This window comes from Nitrosopumilus sp. b2 (assembly GCF_014078535.1).
In the GTDB taxonomy this organism is placed as follows: domain Archaea; phylum Thermoproteota; class Nitrososphaeria; order Nitrososphaerales; family Nitrosopumilaceae; genus Nitrosopumilus; species Nitrosopumilus piranensis.
This window is the reverse complement of record NZ_MU078702.1, coordinates 776,499-792,397: the sequence shown is the minus strand read 5'-3', so window position 1 is coordinate 792,397 and position 15,899 is coordinate 776,499. Positions and strand designations below refer to the sequence as shown.

Here is a 15,899-nt window from a genome sequence, read left to right as displayed (position 1 = left end):
ATTCTCAGAGATGATATTCAAGTCTGAAATTATCAATTAGGCATAATTTCAAACATTACGTTTAATTTCAAATTAAGGCAAATGAGATCATGATAGATTATTCATTAAATGTAGCAGGTAGCGAATGGATAATCATCATTTTTGTTGCACTAGTTTTGATTTTAGGAACAGGTAAGCTTCCAGGAGCTGCAAGGAAGCTTGGAAAAGCAGTCAACGAATACAACAAAGCAAAAAATGACATCCAAGAAAGCATGAAAGAGGTTACAGATGAATCACCAAAAATTTCAGGGCCAGTAGAATCAGAAAGACAAAAACTAGAAACCATTGCAAAGTCAATAGGGGTTAAAGCAGAAGGTAAAACAGATGATGACCTACGAAAAATTATTTCAGACAAAATTGGTCAAAAGAAGATAGACGAACCAGAAAACAATAAATAGTTATTTTAATTTTTTTATTCGATACAGGTCTTTGTCAAGTCGTTTTTTTGCAAACTTGTAGTAATCAGGAACAACTTCAAATCCAAGAAATCTTCTGTTTAAAGATTTGCTTACAACAGCAACCTGACCTGAGCCAAGGAAAGGATCAAGAACAATATCTTTTTTGTCACTAGAGTACTCTAAGAGTTTCTGTATCAATTCTGATGGAAGTTTTGTTGGTGTCTTTTCATCACCTGTCCAATATTCACGTTTGATGTCCCAAACATCTTCTTTGTCTTTGTAGTGCAGACTACGCCCCTCTGTCGTTTTGTCTTCTTTTTTAAATCTAGAAAACGGAAAGAACTTTCGTTTTTTATCATCTTTGCAAACATACAGACAATGATAGTGTGATGTAACAAACTTTCTTTTAGTTACCACACCAAACTGGTATTTCCAAACAATATGATTAATGGTAGTAAAACCAACATCATCTAATGCTTGCAAAATATCCTTTAGGTTATTCCACCCTGAAAAAACATACATGCTTCCTGAATCTTTTAGAATTCGAAAGACTTCACTCATCCATGCAAATGTGAAATCATAGTAATCCTCAGGCTTGATTTCGTTGTATCCAGAAATTACACGAGATGATGTTCTATTGTAATTTGCCTTTTTTGCCTTAAAATTTATGGCAAAAGGGGGATCGGTAATAACTAAGTCAATCTTGTTCTTAGGAATTGATTTCATCCCATCAATGCAATTTTGATTGTAAATTTTGTTGATCTCAATTTTTTTCATTTTTAAGTTCAAGATCATTTCCTAGCATAATAATGTCATGGGTAAACACTATGAAGTAACAATAAATCACTAATCATTTCTTAGCAAATAGATCTTGAAGCTATCATGTCCAAAATGCAAGTCAAAAATAGATATTCAAAAGACTTTCAACAAAAAAATGCATGTATCTTGTAGTAATTGTGGTATCGAAGATCTGCTAGAGTTTTCAAAGAATGTAGATGAGGTATTTTTAGAATTTCTATCAAGATATGACAAGGGTCAAGTAACTGAGAATGGATTATCAGAGAACCTCAAAGATGAGGGAATAGTACGTGCTGAAAGTGAGATAAAAGAGATGATTGGTAAAAACAAGCCAGACAAAATTACTGAAGAAATTTTATTTTCAAAAAAAGACTATATTTCACAATACAAAGTTTTGAGCAATCCTGAGCCTAAAATGGGCGGCAAAGTTGAAGATTTGGGATTAGATGAATCAGTCACAGACCATCTCAAAGAATTAGGAATAAAACAATTTTACAAATTTCAAGAAGAGGCAATTGGCGAAATTTCATATGGAGAAAATGTAGTCATTGAGGCGCCAACTGCTTCAGGAAAAACAGAAGCATTCTTGATTCCAGTGATTCAAAGAATAAAAAAAGACGCAACAGATGGAAATGTTTATGCAATTTTTGTTTATCCAACAAAAGCACTTGCAAGAGACCAATTCCCAAAGATCAAAAAGTTTGCAGAAAAAATTGGAATAACAGTAAGTGTCTTTGATGGAGATACAAAGATAGCAGACAGAAGAGAAATCATAGATAATCCCCCACACATTCTTGTCACAAACTTTGATGTTTTACACTATCACATGTGGCACCAAACAAAGTTTTCATCAATATTATCATCAACAAGAATTCTCGTTACAGATGAAGCACATGTGTATTCAGGAATTTTTGGTTCAAATGTTCATTACATCATAAAAAGACTCAAAAGAATTTGTGCAAACAAACTCCAATTTGTAGCAGCATCAGCTACACTAGAAGATGCTAAAGAGTTCTGTGAGAAGTTATTTGGAGAAAAGATGCAAAAAATTCAAGGTTCAGGGAAAAAAGGTCAGACAGATTTTGCCATGTTATTTCCATCATTACGAACTCAAAGGGCACTAATGGTGGAATTAACAAAAAAACTTACTCAAAAAAATCACAAAACCATGGTCTTTAACAACTCACATCTGAATTCAGAACTACTAGCAATGCAGGCAAAAAGGCAGAAGGTCAACATCAAAGTTCACAGAGCTGGACTGATGATAAATTATCGAACGTCTGTTGAAAAGCAGTTCAAAGAAGACATGCTTGATGCAATTTCATGTACTCCTACGCTTGAATTAGGCATAGATGTTGGAAATGTTGATTGTGTGATTTCATCCACCATTCCAGTAAATCGATTAATTCAGAGAATTGGCAGAGCTGCAAGAAAGGGACAGCGGGGATATGCATTTTTAGCATTAGGAAATGATCCGATTTCACAATACTACAAGAATCATCCTGATGACTATTTTGAAGATATAGAAAAAACATACATAGATCCAAAGAATCCATTTGTAGAAGAATTTCAAGTTTTAGCAATGGCATGTGACAGACCAATTTCAAAACATGAACTCAAAGAACATCAAGAAGTAATAGAGCACCACATTATCAAAGAGAATCTAAAAGAGTTCAACAATAGAATAGTTCCCAATTTTGATAAAATTAATTCTCTTCTAAACGAATACAGCATTAGAGGTATAGGAAAGTCAATTGACATTTTCTTAAATGATAAAAAAGTAGGAGACAGGATTCTACCAATTGCACTTGAAGAGCTACACAAAGATGCAATCTATTTTCTTGCAGGTATTCGCTACAAAGTAAAAGAATTTGATTATCCAGAAAAAAATTATGCAAAGATTGAAAAGATTCCCAGGGATTACCCATACTATACTAAAGCATTAACGGAAGAATGGCCAACAATTGAGACAGTTTTTGAGAAGAGAGAAGCAAATGGAGTAGAAGTTGCATTTTGTAAATTACATATTGAGAAAAAAGTATACGGGTATGTCAACATTGAACTAGGACAAGAAGTAACACAAGGAGAAAAAGTCCTACTTGATACACCATTAGAATATGATTTTGTTACAAAGGGAATTGTATTTCATGCGCCAAGACCACTCAAAGTAATGGAAGAATCTGAAGACGAAGAATACATAGAGGCAAGTGGATATCATGCAACAGAGCATGTTGTGATTGAAGGAAGCAATATGATTACAGGAGGAGTATCTCAAGACTTGGGCGGCATATCACTTGGTACATCAGGCTTGATTTTCATCTATGATGGAGCCATTGGTGGAAGTGGTGCAAGTAAAGCACTCTATGACAGATTTGAGAAGGTACTTGAAAGGAGTATGTTTATCGTAAAGGAGTGTCCATGCAAAAATGAGGCTGGATGTCCACGATGTACGTTCTCATACAGATGTGGAAATAACAACGAGTATTTGCACAAATATTCTGCATTAGAAATTTTGGAGAGAATCAATGATGGTGAAAAAACACAACTAGTTGATCCTACAGAAGAAGATAGACCTCTAGTATAATCAAAATGGGATAAATATAACAAAAAAATAGAACCATCATGGAAAAGGTAGCTCTTGTTACTGGAAGCTCTTCAGGAATTGGACTAGAATCAGCATTAGCACTTGCAAAAGATGGATATCACACATTTGCCAGTATAAGAAATTTGTCAAAAGCAGGAGAGTTAGAAAATGCTGCAAAAAAAGAAAATCTTCCAATTGATGTAATAGAGCTTGATGTGGACAAAGAAGAATCCATTGTAGCAGCTATTAAAAAAATAATGGAGGATACCGGAAGACTAGATGTCTTAGTAAATAACGCAGGATATGGACAGTTTGGATGCACAGAAGATGTTTCAGTGGAGGATTTTAGAAAACAGTTTGAGACTAATTTTTTTAGTGTTGTAAGAATTATTCAAGAAGTTGCGCCAATCATGAGGAATCAAAAATCAGGAATCATTGTAAACATTAGTTCTGTAGCTGGAAGAATGGGATTACCAGGATCACCGGCATATATCAGTTCAAAGTTTGCATTAGAAGGTTTGGGAGAATGTTTGAGATATGAGCTTGGTCAATTTGGAATCAAGACCACTCTAATTGAACCAGGTGTAATTAAGACAAACTTTTTTGAATCAATGAAAATTCCAGATTCAAAGTCAGATCCAAAATACAAAGAATTAACAGATCATATTCTTTCAGGACTAAAGATGATGGTTCAGATGGGAACAGCCCCATCACAAGTAGCAGAAGTAATAATCAAGGCAATTCATGATGAAGAGGTACTTCCAAGATATGTTGTGGGAACTGATGCTGCCATGTTCATGGAGGCAAAGAAGATGAAAACTGACTTGGAATTTGAGAAATATATGAGTAAAGAGCTATTTCCTAGCTGACATCGTACTTGTACGTTAACTTGATATACGCATAGAATCCAGTTTTTGTCAAAGTCCACAATTTTAGAGTGAAAAAGAATGAAATGGAAAACACTACAACACAATGGAATCTTATTTCCGCCAGCTTATGAAGCACAAGGAATCAAGATAAAGATCAAAGGAGAAAAAGTAGATCTTAATTTAGACCAAGAAGAGATGGTATACCAATGGGCAAAAAAGAAGGATACACCATACGCCCTAGACAAGGTTTTTCAAAAAAACTTTACAACAGATTTTGCAAAGACTCTAGATTCTAAATTTAAAAAAATTTCATATGAAGACATCGACTTTTCAAATGCCTACAAACTCGTAGACAAGGAAAAAGATCTCAAAGAGATGACGACAAAAGAAGAAAAAAAAGCAATTGCATCTAAAAGAAAAGAACTTCGAGAAGAGCTCAAGGCAAAGTACGGAATTGCAATAATGGATGGGGTAGAAGTCGAGGTTGGAAACTATATGGCCGAACCCCCAGGAATTTTTATTGGCAGAGGAGAACACCCACTTAGAGGACGATGGAAGCCTCGCGTCACTGCAAAAGACGTCACACTAAATCTTGGAAAAGAAGCCAAAGTTCCCAAAGGAGAATGGGGCAAAATTATTCATGATAATGATTCAATGTGGCTTGCAAGTTGGATAGACTATCTCACACAAAAAAGAAAGTATGTTTGGCTTGCAGATACTGCAGGGCTAAAACAAGAAAGAGACAAGGAAAAGTATGAAAAAGCAGTAAAACTTGCAAAAGAGATTGACAAAATTAAAGACAGGATTGTAAAAGATATGAAAAGTAGTGACCTAAAAATCAGTAGAATTGCTACTGCATGTTATTTGATTTATAGAACCGCCATGAGAGTTGGAGACGAAAAAGATCCAGAAGAGGCAGATACTGTAGGTGCAACTACACTAAGAAAAGAGCATATCAAAATCACAACAGATGCAATAGAGTTTGACTTTTTGGGAAAAGACAGTGTGAGATGGCAAGAGACAGTCAAAGCAGTAGGACATGACAAACAATTCCAAGAAAATCTAAAAAAATTGGTTGAAAAGAAAAAACCAAAAGATGAGATTTTCCACGACATTACGTCACGCCATGTTAATGCATATTATTCCAGTATCGTGAAGGGATTGACTGCAAAGGTATTCAGAACATATCTAGCAACAACTGTAGTCAAAAACTATCTAAAAGATCATGATGACATGAAAGGAAAGTCAGATAATGAGAAATTATACCACGCAAAACTGGCAAATCTTGAAGCTGCAATAATGTGTAATCACAAGCGAACCATACCAAAAACATTTGAGGAATCTTTGCAAAAAAAGAAAGATACACTCAAAACCAGAGAAAAAGAAAAAGCTTGGGAGAAGACCCAACTAACACTCAAAAAAGTAGAATCAACTAAACCTAAAACAGACACCCAAAAGAAGAACAGAGAAAAGAGAATCAAGACATTAAAGGAACAAATCAAAAAGCAAAAACAAAAGCACAAAGAAAGAATTGAAAAACTAAATCTACAAGTAGACTTGTCTGAGAGAACCAAGGATTACAATCTAGGAACTTCACTTAGAAATTACATTGATCCACGCGTTTTCAAGGCATGGACTGATGAGGTGGGTGCAGAGTGGGAGAAATTATACACAGCTGCACTTCAAAAGAAATTCCTTTGGGTCAAAAATGAAAATGTAAAGTGGAAAGAAATAAAATAATTTAGAATCATTTAATTTCCCATATTTTCAGGCATATACTATGCCGGGGTAGCTCAGCCTGGTTAGAGTGCCAGTTACTTGGTAAACTCTAGCGGTTCTCCAACTAAGGCAATACTCATAATCTGGAGGTCGCGAGTTCGAAACTCGCCCCCGGCACACAAATTAGTTTAATACCGCAATGGAGTTTTGGTTGCACGCCAAAGAGTTTACCAAGTATTGGCTCATGTGGATTGACCTACATTTTTTCCAAAAGTTCTCATTTTATTTTTCTCTATTTGAGACAGTCATATTCGAATTACATCAGATTCTACTCTTCGTTTGTTAGTTCTAGTTGAGTAACGAACACGTGTATTACAACATGGACATCGTAAAAATTTTTTCTTAAAATAGTAATTACAGTTCCTACAAAAACATCCACCAAATTCGTAGGCTTTGTGTTTAGAAATAACTTCAAATAAAATATATTTGTTTTTGCAGTTAGATATTCCCATATCAACCAAATACATATTGTCTTGTTTGTGCAATTTCGTTAATTTTATCTTCAAAATCTTTTAGCCATACTGGTCCAGAATTGTCATGATTGGTAATTCTTTTTGGCTGGCCAAATTGGATGGTAATAATTACTGTGTTTTTAGCATCATCTTGGACACCATATTCGTCTATGTTATCACGATATGCTTCAAGAAGGAATGGGTTTAGTTCAGTTAAGACATCAGACTGAATTTGATATTCTTGTTTTCCAATTTCTTTTACGTTTTTCAATCCTTTGTAAAGCACTGATCCATCACCATCAATCATGATAGAATAAACAGGACATGTGTTTTCACATCCATTGTGTTCTAATGTTATCCTGAAAATACGCTCTGCATCTTTTTGAGGTTTCAAATTTTCAATATTTTTTGCAAGCCAACCATCATTGATTGAATCTATAATTTTACGATGAATCTCTTCATTAGTTTTTTCACTGTCAGATAAATTTACATATTCATCATAAAGTTTATCTTGAATATTTTTTTCTGATTCAAGTATTGCCACAGTATTTTTCAGATCATCATCACTGTGAAGCATCATATCAAACCATGTATTCATTGTCGTATCTACCCTTTTTTGGGAATTAACAAAATCTTGAAAAATATCAACAGAGTTTCTCTGAGAATCGTAAATTACATTAATGGCATTATCATTTATTGAAATACTCGCATAAAGTACAGAGACGGCCACTACAATTCCAAGAATTATCAAAAACCTAGTTTTCATTTTTTATTGATTTCCTGAAGTAACGACAATCCTAATTTGTGAACTGGTTTCATTGCTCTATTTGTTAGAATAACAACAGCTGATTGGTTTCCTAGATTCATGCACATAAAACTAGAAAATCCTTCTGTACCGCCATCATGTCCAAGAATATCTACATTTTCTTGTGGAAAAACAAACCAACCTGCACGAAAGCTATGCAAGGAAATCCCAACAGATTTTGTAAAAAATTTCATAGATAGAGGGATTTTTGGAGTGTTTTTGGTATTTTGACAATATTCAAAAACAGGATATAGTATTGTTTTGCTTAAACCTAGATTTGCCTTTAGGAACTTTACCATATCAGATGGAGTCGAGTATAGGCTTCCTGCTGCCTCTATTGCAGGCACATTCCAGTAATCAGCTTGCTTACCTCTAAAAGAATAACCAACTGCTAGTTCATCTTTGTGGGATTCAAAAACATCAATTCCAGTATCTTTCATATCAAGTACATCACAGATATGAGTTTTTACAAGAACATCATATGAATTTCCAGTAATTCTTTCAAGTATTTTTCCTACCAAACCAAAACCTAGATTTGAATACATCCAAGTACTTCCAGGTGAATTTTTTAATTTTAATGCAGAAACATAATTTAGAAATTTTTCTGTATCGTATTCATATTCAACAATTCGTGATTTTCCTGTAGACATTATTGAAAATATTTGTGAAGCAAATGTCTTTACCGAAAATTCGGATATGCCTGATGTGTGGGTTAAAAGATGACGCAACGTTACATTTTTGTTCTCAAATTCTGAATTTTCAAGCTCTGGGAGGTATTTTGAGATTTTTTCATCAAGGGATATTATTTCTTCAGCTTGAAGTTGTGCTGCCAATATTGTAGTAAAAGTTTTAGTCATTGAACCTATTTCATAAATTGTTTTATTAGTTGGGACAACTCCTGAATCTTTTTTGGTTTCTCCAAAATTAAAAGTCATAGTCTCATTTTCATTAACTAGCCCAACAGAAATCCCAGGGCTTTTTCCTGATTTTACATGATTTTCAATAATTTCTTCAATTGCCAAGTTAGTACCTTTTTGAATTTTTGAGATTTGGTTTTAGAGATTTTGTAGAGATTTTAATCAAATGTGGATTAATCGCGTCAGCTAATCCAAATGAGTTATCCATCTTGAACTCTGATTGATGAATTCTGCTTTGATCTTTAATTTCTTGTCTGTTAGAAAATGATTGACATATGCCTGAATGCGAACCTTGCAGTTTTTGCCAGAATCTGTATCTTTTTCTGGTCATAAAATGGCATAATAGTAACAATATTTAAACAAACCGACTGGTCAGTCGGTGATCTTTTATTATTGATCCTTCTATATGAAATAGTGAATATGACCCCCAAGTCGCCAACTAAAGTAAAGATAAAGATCATACAAGCAGCAAGAAAAAATTTTTCCAAACAAGGATTTGCAAATACTTCGATGGATGATATTGCAAATACTGCCAAGGTAAGCAAGGGTGGACTGTATCATCACTTTCCAAGCAAAGATGAATTATTTATGACAATATTTGTTCAATATCAAGATTCTATAATAAAATCGCAACCAAAATTATTTGAAAAAAAAGAAGATCTACTCAGTGATCTATCAAAGATGTACGATAGTTTTGATTTTCAAAAGGATTTGATGAGAATTTGGTTAGAGGCAATGAATGAATCATCACACAATTCAAAATTAAAACAGATGGTATTAAAGAGAAGAAAACATCTTGAAATGTTAAGTGTGCTCCAATTAAAACAAGTTAGAACTAATTTAGGTTTGATGATAAATCATACAGATTCTGAAATTGCAACATTGGCAAAAGGAATCATAGCATTAACTAATGGCTGTGCATTACTAAGCGTTACAGGAGATGATCCTAAACAAGCAAAGCGTACTTGGGTTCAATCTGTATATAGAATCTTGACATCAAAAAAATAACTTTTATTTTCTTTTTCTCATAAATGTTAGAAAAATAATTGGCCCAACTATTGATATTAAAAAGAACATGATCCTTTAATGGAATGGTCATAGTTACAACATTTTTCCTTCTTGCTGCAGTATACTCTATAGGCCCAAGATTTTCATCAAAATCTTGTCTGATTCTAATTCACAATACTGCCTCTACAAACATCTTTTTTCGTTCAGCCTCACTTTTCATTGGAGATGTTCCTGACTGGAATCTCCAACAATGAGATTTCCCATATAATCTAAAAATCCTGCAAATCTAATTTTAGGTATTGCCAATATAAAATGGCATTTTTCCTGATCTGTTTTATTGTAAGGCATACTTATTTCACAATCAAGGTAGGGTAAGTAGATTTTTGAGATACGCCATTTGCAATTAGAGTAAAAATGTTCTAATTACAATATAAGCTGCAACGCCAAATAGCATTACAGAAAATATCTTTACAACATTTTGTTTTGGAATTTTTTCTAATGTTTTAATTCCAATACGAGTTCCAATTATTCCTCCCATTACAAACAGCATTGCAATTACAAAGTCAACATTGCCATCTACAAAATAGCGTCCAGCAGTAACTAATCCAAAAGAACTAACAGGAATCATGGATGTTCCAATAGCCTGAATTATGTTTAACCCTCCTGAATACATCATTGTGGGAACAATGAGAAAACCACCGCCTATTCCAAAATAGCCTGCAAGCACACCTACTGCAACACCATACAATGAAGAGTTTTTTCGAAATAAGACTAGTCTTGAGTTACTACTAGTTTGAGTTGATGTATGTGGTCTTTTCATCATTATCACACCAATTATCCCCATAAAGACTGCAAAGAAAACAATTAGATTTTCTGCAGGAGTTAGCAATCCAAGTTGAGAGCCAATCAAAGTTCCAGCAATACCAGGTAATGCAAATGACAATCCTTGTTTTAATTTTAGATTGTTGTTTTTTCTTTTATTTAGCAAATTGATTGCAGCAATAATTCCTATGGCAAGAGCTGATGTTCCTATTGCCATATGCATGTCTTTGATACCAACTACATACAGTAACAATGGTACTGCCAATACAGAACCACCTCCACCCATCAAGCCAAGACTAAATCCTACAACAATTCCAGATACAATTGAGAGAAAAGTAGTCAGAAGGTATGGTAAAAATTCAACTAGCATCTACTGCACACCTGTTTGGACCAATCTCCAAATCAGGAATTTCAGAATGTACTAGTTCCAACTCACCCTTGTTAACAGTAATTATCTTCCTATAGTTCATAGGTCTTGGACGAGTAATTGCAACTACCTTTCTAACAAATTCTTGTTTTGAGATATCAAGCCATGGAAGTTTCTTTGATTGTTGTATAGTAGAGTAAAATGCATCATTTTCAGATTTTACATCTTCTCCATGATGTGTTGGAAATACCATTGTATTATCTGAAAGTTTTAGTAATTTTTCATGCAATGTGTTGTAAAGATCTTCTGTGAATTCTTCGGCATTATCTCTCAAATCAGGCCTTCCAATAGATTCAACAAACAAGATATCGCCAGTAAAGACATACTTTTCATCAACTACAAAACTAAGGCTTCCGGGAGTGTGTCCTGGAGTGTGAATTACTCTTAGATTTGCTGCTCCAAATGAAATTTTGTCTGCATCACCAATGAAATTTGCATCATAATCATATCCCTCATACTTTGAAAGGTATAGTTCTGCACCAGTTGATTTTGCAAGGTCTCTTGCAGCTGAAACATGGTCTGCATGTTGATGAGTATCAAACACTTTGGTTATTTTGAAGCCCTGTTCTTTTGCAATATCGATGTATTTCTCAAAAGGATACAATGGATCAATCACCATAGCCTTACCGTCTGATGCTACAATATGTGAAAGACATCCTTTTCCAACTTTTTGTACTTGAATAATTTTTGTAGCATCATTTACTATAGATACAGGTTTTAGAACTTGATTCCATCCAGCCAATCCACCTTCAAGAGTTTGAGAAGCAATTCCTGCACGCTCTAGTGCAAAGCTTGCAACCATTGCACGATTTCCATGAGGACATATAGTTACAACTTGTTTATCTTTTGGAATTTGGGAAAGTGTTTTTGCATCAAAGAGTTCACCTAATGGAATGTTTTTGCTTCCAGGAATTTGAAACTCTGAAAACTCGTCAGTGTTTCTAACGTCTAATAAGAATACATCATCTAGTTGTTTTGCCAAGTTATCAGGTGAAATTGTTTTTCCAGTAAGACCTGTTGTTGTTTTTCCAGCCCATGATGAAAATCCACCTGTTAAATAATGAGAATCCAAGCCAAGAGAACTCATCATTGATGCAGTCTCTTTTGAAAAATCTTCAGGGTCGGAAATCAATACAATTTTGGTATTTTTTGGAATTTTAGTCATAATTTTTTCTTTTGATTGTGCATCACATACAGCATGAACAGAACCATCAATGTGGGATTTTTCAAAATCACTTTGCAATCTAAGATCAAATAACAACAGAGGTTTTTGTTGCGCCAAATCCTCATTTAGTTCATTAGCAGTTATTCCTAAATTGTGGTTATTTTGTGTCATGAGTATTATTGATATTTGCCAAATATAATCAAGAAGTTTATACTGCAAACATGTGCAATCACTACAGACATGGCAAAAAAGACATCCACGATAACATTTCGAATCAATGAAGAGCATGAAAAAGGATTAAGAAAAGAAGCAGAAGAAAAAAGAATCAGTCTCAATACTTTGGCAAACCAAATCCTAGGAGACCATGTAGAGCTTGATCAATACATGAAGAAATTTGGCATGATTGAGATGAGTAAAGGTGCATTCAAGGAATTATTAGGCACACTAGATGAGAAAAATATCATAAATTTTGCAAAATCAATTGGCTCCAAAGAACCAAAAGATTTCATATTATTCAAGTGGAAAGAACTCACTCCCGATACAGTGTCAGATTTTGTCAAGATGTATTTTGAGAATTGTGGGTATGGAGTATGTGATATGCAAAGAAATGACAGTATCAATACAGTAAGTGTTCATCATGATTTTGGAAAGAAAGGCTCAGTTTTTCTAAAGGCATTCTTAGAGGCAATTATCCAGTCCACGTTAAACAGAGATGGGAATGTTACAATAACAGAAAATTCTGTATCATTAAAATTTTCAAATTAATCATCGCCAACAACAATATGCAATGCTACTAGTGCAGCAAGCAAAATCACTAATCCAAATTGACCATGAAGTAATCGTCCAAATATCTTAGAGTTTCTAGTTGAAGTGTACTTTAACATTAATCCACTAGCCATCATTACACTCATCACCAAAGCTAGAGAAAGGGAGATAGAATCCAAATTACTAACAAATAGAAATCCATGAGTCATTCCTGCAAAATAACCAATAGAATTCAATAGAATATGGAAATTCAATATTGGTTTGTAGATTGCACGAATCTGTTTTCCTATCTGAACAGTACTGCCTCCAGCCTTGATTGCATAACGACGAATCTTATTCATAGCAATAAATGGAACATTTGCTGCAATTCCAGCACCAACTGCAATCCAGCCTAAATTCTCTATTGCATCCTCAGCATCATCAGCAAAAGCTGAAACAGGTAAGAAAAATCCAAGTAAAAGTAAACCAAGTATTATTTTAAAATACATTTTTCTATGTTTTTGAGATTGTTGATTTTGCTTTGTATAGTTTGAATCCAGTATAACCAACAGAGGCAATTATTGCACCTATTGTGACATACAAAATTATGTTTCCAGCATCAGAGCCTATTGCAAGTTCTTCATCGTCTTGATGTTCTCGTTCTCTTTCCATAATTCCAAATCCAAATCTATCTTCTTTCTCATACTCATCATCTTCAGAAGCTATTGCAGTATGAATTGTAATTGCCAATAATACAAAAAAAGATAATAAAATGATCTCTTTTCTCATCTTTACCTCACATAGACTATTGATACTTGTAGATAAAAATGCTAAAACAGATTTCACATGTGAAAATTAAACTTGATAATCAGAATTTAGTATAATAATAAAATAAGAATTATAGAATCATGGTAAGCCAATACATATGGATCGGAGTTGTTATTGGGGCATTTGTAGTAGGAATTGCAGGCAGTTATACAGTTTTTAATGCTGAAAACACATCTGTTGCACCACAAAATATGCAACAGATGATGCAAGATTCCACTCAAAGACAGCAAATGCGTTCAATGATGATGCAAGATTCAGATATGATGACAGAGATGATGCAAGATCCTCAATTTATGCAAAGAATGGGTTCAATGTGCAGTAATCCAGAACTATGTCAAGGAATGTTTGATTCTATGATGTCAAATCCTGAAATGATGCAAAGAATGACAGAGATGATGGGAGGTTCTATGGGCAGACATATGATGGGAAGCATGATGAATCAACAAATGTTTGATACAATGAATCAACCACTAGCAGACACACAAACAGAACTTCCAATAGGCTCAGAGCCTCAATTAAGAACATTTGGAATTGAGCTTGGAGAAGTAGAATTCTTTGCAAACACTGAAAATGAAAGTGGTGATGAAGATGCAGTATATGTTGAACTTCACAAATGGAATCCTAACGTATTTGTTGTAAACAAAGGAGACACAGTATCCCTTAAAGTGACAAATCCAAGAGGAAATTATCATTCATTCTCAATTCCTGAATTTGGAGTGTCAACTAGCATGCTAGATCCTAGAGGAGGAACAGAAACAATAGAATTTGTGGCAGATAAGGCAGGAACGTTTACATTTTCTTGTGAGGTCCCCTATAATCCTGATCAGCAGTGGTGTGATCCAGATCATGCTATGATGACAGGCACGATAATCGTCCTAGACAACTAGGCATCTTTTTTCTTTTGTGAGAGACGTATTTTGTATGACAGTGCAATACATTGTTGACTGACTCGTTATATCTAATTTCAACCAATAATACTTATGCAAACAACACAACAAACCTTCAAAATCCAAGACCTTGAAAAAAAGGACAATATGTTAGAAATAGTTTCAGACAAGTATTGCAGAACAATACTAGAGGTAACCAAATTCAAACCAAAATCTGCAACAGAGATCACATCAGAGACAAAAATTCCAATAAGTACAGTATATAGAAGAATTCAGACACTTCATGACAACAAATTACTTGCAACGTCAGGGGAAATCAATGAAGAGGGGAAAAAATTCTTTTTGTACAAAAGCAAAATCAATGGAATGAAATGTCATTTCAATGAGGGTCAGGTAGAAGTTGAGTTAATTCTCAACAACTAACTATTTTTATTTAATATTTATGCTCATCAAAATCACTGCCTAATGCTATAGTTGCAATAACAGTAGAATCAGTAGTTTGAGTTTTCATATTTTTGTCTGGAAGGAATTCATGAAATATTTCTTTGAGTAATTGTTCTGTAAATAATGACCAAGACATGCCAAGATCATGTTGGATAATAAAATGATGTAATGGTCCTTCTATTCTATGATCAGAGTTCATTCCAGATGCCCTCATGTAATCTTTCAGAGTTTCAATACAGCGTTTCAAATCATACTTGTCTTTCAAAAACATGACATTGTCTTTGATTATAGGTTTAATAATATCCACTATCATATTGATGTCTTGACCTTCCAAGTTTACTCCCAAAGATTCCAAGATTCCTTTTGGAACAGGAATCATTCCAATTTTTTCTGAATATCTATCCCATTGAACATATTTTTCAAGAATTTGTTTTATCAAAACGTTTTGAGATATTCCTTTTTGCATTGCGTCAGATTCTAGTTCTGAAATTAATGCATCTGAAAGTCTGTAGGATACTGTCTTTGTTTTTTCCTTTTTTTGAGTATGAATTGAGTTTTTCAGAGTATTAAGGTACAAACAGATATTGTAAATAAACTTGGATCAAAACAACACTTTAAGGATGTAAAATTATTCTCAAATCTGAAAATCAGCGAATTTTCTTTATTATAATTTTGATTTGTGTAATACATGGGCAAATTTTGTAAAAAGTGTGGCAAAATAATGAAAAATCCCAAATTAAGTCATTGTTCAGATGAATGTGTTTTGTCAGAAGTCAAGAATAGTAAGCCAGTAAAAGAAATCAAGGGAATAGAATCATGGAAAGAAAAGTCTGATCCATGGAATTAGAATGTCATTTTTGAAAATCATGATTTTGCTAATATGTTATGTTTAGTATGATTTTTTATGTTCATTTTGAATAAAAAACAAAATCA

Annotated in this window: 19 protein-coding genes and 1 tRNA gene; 11 read left to right on the top strand and 9 right to left on the bottom strand. The window is 33.8% G+C overall.

The window, feature by feature from the left end:
- Positions 1–89: 89 nt before the first annotated feature.
- Positions 90–437 (top strand): Sec-independent protein translocase subunit TatA/TatB, encoded by a 348-nt coding sequence (locus tag C6989_RS04715; RefSeq protein WP_182126488.1) that lies wholly within the window; start codon positions 90–92, stop codon positions 435–437.
- Here the strand turns inward: C6989_RS04715 and C6989_RS04710 are convergent, their stop codons facing one another.
- Positions 438–1,214: a DNA-methyltransferase gene (locus C6989_RS04710; RefSeq protein WP_182126487.1), complete on the bottom strand. Its 777-nt coding sequence runs from the start codon at positions 1,212–1,214 to the stop codon at positions 438–440.
- Positions 1,215–1,308: 94 nt separating this feature from the next.
- Here C6989_RS04710 and C6989_RS04705 point away from each other — a divergent pair, with 94 nt between their 5' ends.
- From C6989_RS04705 to C6989_RS04690, 4 genes are all read left to right on the top strand, one after another.
- On the top strand, positions 1,309–3,819 hold the full coding sequence (locus tag C6989_RS04705) for a DEAD/DEAH box helicase (RefSeq protein WP_182126486.1): 2,511 nt from the start codon (positions 1,309–1,311) through the stop codon (positions 3,817–3,819).
- Between the two features lie 38 nt (positions 3,820–3,857).
- Positions 3,858–4,688, top strand: a complete 831-nt coding sequence (locus C6989_RS04700; protein WP_182126485.1) for an SDR family oxidoreductase — start codon at positions 3,858–3,860, stop codon at positions 4,686–4,688.
- A 78-nt stretch (positions 4,689–4,766) separates the two neighbouring features.
- Positions 4,767–6,428 (top strand): DNA topoisomerase I, encoded by a 1,662-nt coding sequence (locus C6989_RS04695; RefSeq protein WP_182126484.1) that lies wholly within the window; start codon positions 4,767–4,769, stop codon positions 6,426–6,428.
- 42 nt (positions 6,429–6,470) lie between these two features.
- A tRNA-Met gene (locus C6989_RS04690) sits at positions 6,471–6,584 on the top strand.
- A 336-nt stretch (positions 6,585–6,920) separates the two neighbouring features.
- Here the strand turns inward: C6989_RS04690 and C6989_RS04685 are convergent.
- From C6989_RS04685 to C6989_RS04675, 3 genes are read right to left on the bottom strand one after another with little or no spacing between them, the layout of a single operon-like run.
- Positions 6,921–7,685, bottom strand: a complete 765-nt coding sequence (locus C6989_RS04685) for a DUF6438 domain-containing protein (protein ID WP_182126483.1) — start codon at positions 7,683–7,685, stop codon at positions 6,921–6,923.
- Positions 7,682–8,746, bottom strand: a complete 1,065-nt coding sequence (locus C6989_RS04680) for a serine hydrolase domain-containing protein (protein WP_182126482.1) — start codon at positions 8,744–8,746, stop codon at positions 7,682–7,684. The genes C6989_RS04685 and C6989_RS04680 overlap by 4 nt, the downstream gene beginning before the upstream one ends.
- 1 nt (position 8,747) lies before the next feature.
- Positions 8,748–8,972, bottom strand: coding sequence for a hypothetical protein (locus C6989_RS04675; RefSeq protein ID WP_182126481.1), 225 nt, complete (start codon positions 8,970–8,972; stop codon positions 8,748–8,750).
- 89 nt (positions 8,973–9,061) lie between these two features.
- On the opposite strand from C6989_RS04675, the gene C6989_RS04670 reads away from it, so the two are divergent.
- Both C6989_RS04670 and C6989_RS04665 read left to right on the top strand, forming a co-directional pair.
- Complete coding sequence (locus tag C6989_RS04670; RefSeq protein WP_182126480.1) at positions 9,062–9,649, top strand: TetR/AcrR family transcriptional regulator; 588 nt, start codon at positions 9,062–9,064, stop codon at positions 9,647–9,649.
- Between the two features lie 83 nt (positions 9,650–9,732).
- Positions 9,733–9,903 carry a hypothetical protein gene (locus tag C6989_RS04665; protein ID WP_182126479.1) on the top strand — a complete coding sequence of 57 codons (171 nt, stop codon included), beginning with the start codon at positions 9,733–9,735 and terminating at the stop codon, positions 9,901–9,903.
- A 149-nt stretch (positions 9,904–10,052) separates the two neighbouring features.
- Here the strand turns inward: C6989_RS04665 and C6989_RS04660 are convergent, their stop codons facing one another.
- Positions 10,053–10,841 (bottom strand): sulfite exporter TauE/SafE family protein, encoded by a 789-nt coding sequence (locus tag C6989_RS04660; RefSeq protein ID WP_182126478.1) that lies wholly within the window; start codon positions 10,839–10,841, stop codon positions 10,053–10,055.
- Positions 10,831–12,234: an MBL fold metallo-hydrolase gene (locus C6989_RS04655; RefSeq protein ID WP_182126477.1), complete on the bottom strand. Its 1,404-nt coding sequence runs from the start codon at positions 12,232–12,234 to the stop codon at positions 10,831–10,833. Before C6989_RS04655 ends, C6989_RS04660 begins: the two co-directional genes overlap by 11 nt.
- Before the next feature lie 15 nt (positions 12,235–12,249).
- Between C6989_RS04655 and C6989_RS04650 the strand changes: the two genes are divergently transcribed.
- Positions 12,250–12,828 carry a toxin-antitoxin system HicB family antitoxin gene (locus tag C6989_RS04650; RefSeq protein WP_255464637.1) on the top strand — a complete coding sequence of 193 codons (579 nt, stop codon included), beginning with the start codon at positions 12,250–12,252 and terminating at the stop codon, positions 12,826–12,828.
- On the opposite strand, the gene C6989_RS04645 is transcribed toward C6989_RS04650, so the two are convergent.
- A complete protein-coding gene (locus C6989_RS04645; RefSeq protein ID WP_182126475.1) occupies positions 12,825–13,316 on the bottom strand; it encodes a hypothetical protein in 492 nt (163 codons plus the stop codon). The genes C6989_RS04650 and C6989_RS04645 overlap by 4 nt on opposite strands.
- Before the next feature lie 4 nt (positions 13,317–13,320).
- Positions 13,321–13,596 carry a hypothetical protein gene (locus C6989_RS04640; protein ID WP_182126474.1) on the bottom strand — a complete coding sequence of 92 codons (276 nt, stop codon included), beginning with the start codon at positions 13,594–13,596 and terminating at the stop codon, positions 13,321–13,323.
- A 119-nt stretch (positions 13,597–13,715) separates the two neighbouring features.
- Between C6989_RS04640 and C6989_RS04635 the strand changes: the two genes are divergently transcribed.
- Complete coding sequence (locus tag C6989_RS04635) at positions 13,716–14,522, top strand: cupredoxin domain-containing protein (RefSeq protein WP_182126473.1); 807 nt, start codon at positions 13,716–13,718, stop codon at positions 14,520–14,522.
- A gap of 93 nt (positions 14,523–14,615) precedes the next feature.
- Positions 14,616–14,945: a helix-turn-helix transcriptional regulator gene (locus C6989_RS04630; RefSeq protein ID WP_182126472.1), complete on the top strand. Its 330-nt coding sequence runs from the start codon at positions 14,616–14,618 to the stop codon at positions 14,943–14,945.
- A 10-nt stretch (positions 14,946–14,955) separates the two neighbouring features.
- Here the strand turns inward: C6989_RS04630 and C6989_RS04625 are convergent, their stop codons facing one another.
- Positions 14,956–15,543 (bottom strand): hypothetical protein, encoded by a 588-nt coding sequence (locus tag C6989_RS04625; RefSeq protein ID WP_182126471.1) that lies wholly within the window; start codon positions 15,541–15,543, stop codon positions 14,956–14,958.
- A 111-nt stretch (positions 15,544–15,654) separates the two neighbouring features.
- On the opposite strand from C6989_RS04625, the gene C6989_RS04620 reads away from it, so the two are divergent.
- A complete protein-coding gene (locus C6989_RS04620) occupies positions 15,655–15,813 on the top strand; it encodes a hypothetical protein (RefSeq protein ID WP_182126600.1) in 159 nt (52 codons plus the stop codon).
- The last annotated feature ends 86 nt before the right edge of the window (positions 15,814–15,899 follow it).

What these genes read in the sequence shown, in the direction of transcription:
- C6989_RS04715 (WP_182126488.1), top strand. Translation starts at nt 90, where the DNA reads ATGATAGATTATTCATTAAATGTAGCAGGTAGCGAATGGATAATCATC.
- C6989_RS04710 (WP_182126487.1), bottom strand. Translation starts at nt 1,214, where the DNA reads ATGAAAAAAATTGAGATCAACAAAATTTACAATCAAAATTGCATTGAT.
- C6989_RS04700 (WP_182126485.1), top strand. Translation starts at nt 3,858, where the DNA reads ATGGAAAAGGTAGCTCTTGTTACTGGAAGCTCTTCAGGAATTGGACTA.
- C6989_RS04695 (WP_182126484.1), top strand. Translation starts at nt 4,767, where the DNA reads ATGAAATGGAAAACACTACAACACAATGGAATCTTATTTCCGCCAGCT.
- C6989_RS04685 (WP_182126483.1), bottom strand. Translation starts at nt 7,685, where the DNA reads ATGAAAACTAGGTTTTTGATAATTCTTGGAATTGTAGTGGCCGTCTCT.
- C6989_RS04675 (WP_182126481.1), bottom strand. Translation starts at nt 8,972, where the DNA reads ATGACCAGAAAAAGATACAGATTCTGGCAAAAACTGCAAGGTTCGCAT.
- C6989_RS04670 (WP_182126480.1), top strand. Translation starts at nt 9,062, where the DNA reads ATGACCCCCAAGTCGCCAACTAAAGTAAAGATAAAGATCATACAAGCA.
- C6989_RS04665 (WP_182126479.1), top strand. Translation starts at nt 9,733, where the DNA reads ATGGTCATAGTTACAACATTTTTCCTTCTTGCTGCAGTATACTCTATA.
- C6989_RS04660 (WP_182126478.1), bottom strand. Translation starts at nt 10,841, where the DNA reads ATGCTAGTTGAATTTTTACCATACCTTCTGACTACTTTTCTCTCAATT.
- C6989_RS04655 (WP_182126477.1), bottom strand. Translation starts at nt 12,234, where the DNA reads ATGACACAAAATAACCACAATTTAGGAATAACTGCTAATGAACTAAAT.
- C6989_RS04645 (WP_182126475.1), bottom strand. Translation starts at nt 13,316, where the DNA reads ATGTATTTTAAAATAATACTTGGTTTACTTTTACTTGGATTTTTCTTA.
- C6989_RS04640 (WP_182126474.1), bottom strand. Translation starts at nt 13,596, where the DNA reads ATGAGAAAAGAGATCATTTTATTATCTTTTTTTGTATTATTGGCAATT.
- C6989_RS04635 (WP_182126473.1), top strand. Translation starts at nt 13,716, where the DNA reads ATGGTAAGCCAATACATATGGATCGGAGTTGTTATTGGGGCATTTGTA.
- C6989_RS04630 (WP_182126472.1), top strand. Translation starts at nt 14,616, where the DNA reads ATGCAAACAACACAACAAACCTTCAAAATCCAAGACCTTGAAAAAAAG.
- C6989_RS04620 (WP_182126600.1), top strand. Translation starts at nt 15,655, where the DNA reads ATGGGCAAATTTTGTAAAAAGTGTGGCAAAATAATGAAAAATCCCAAA.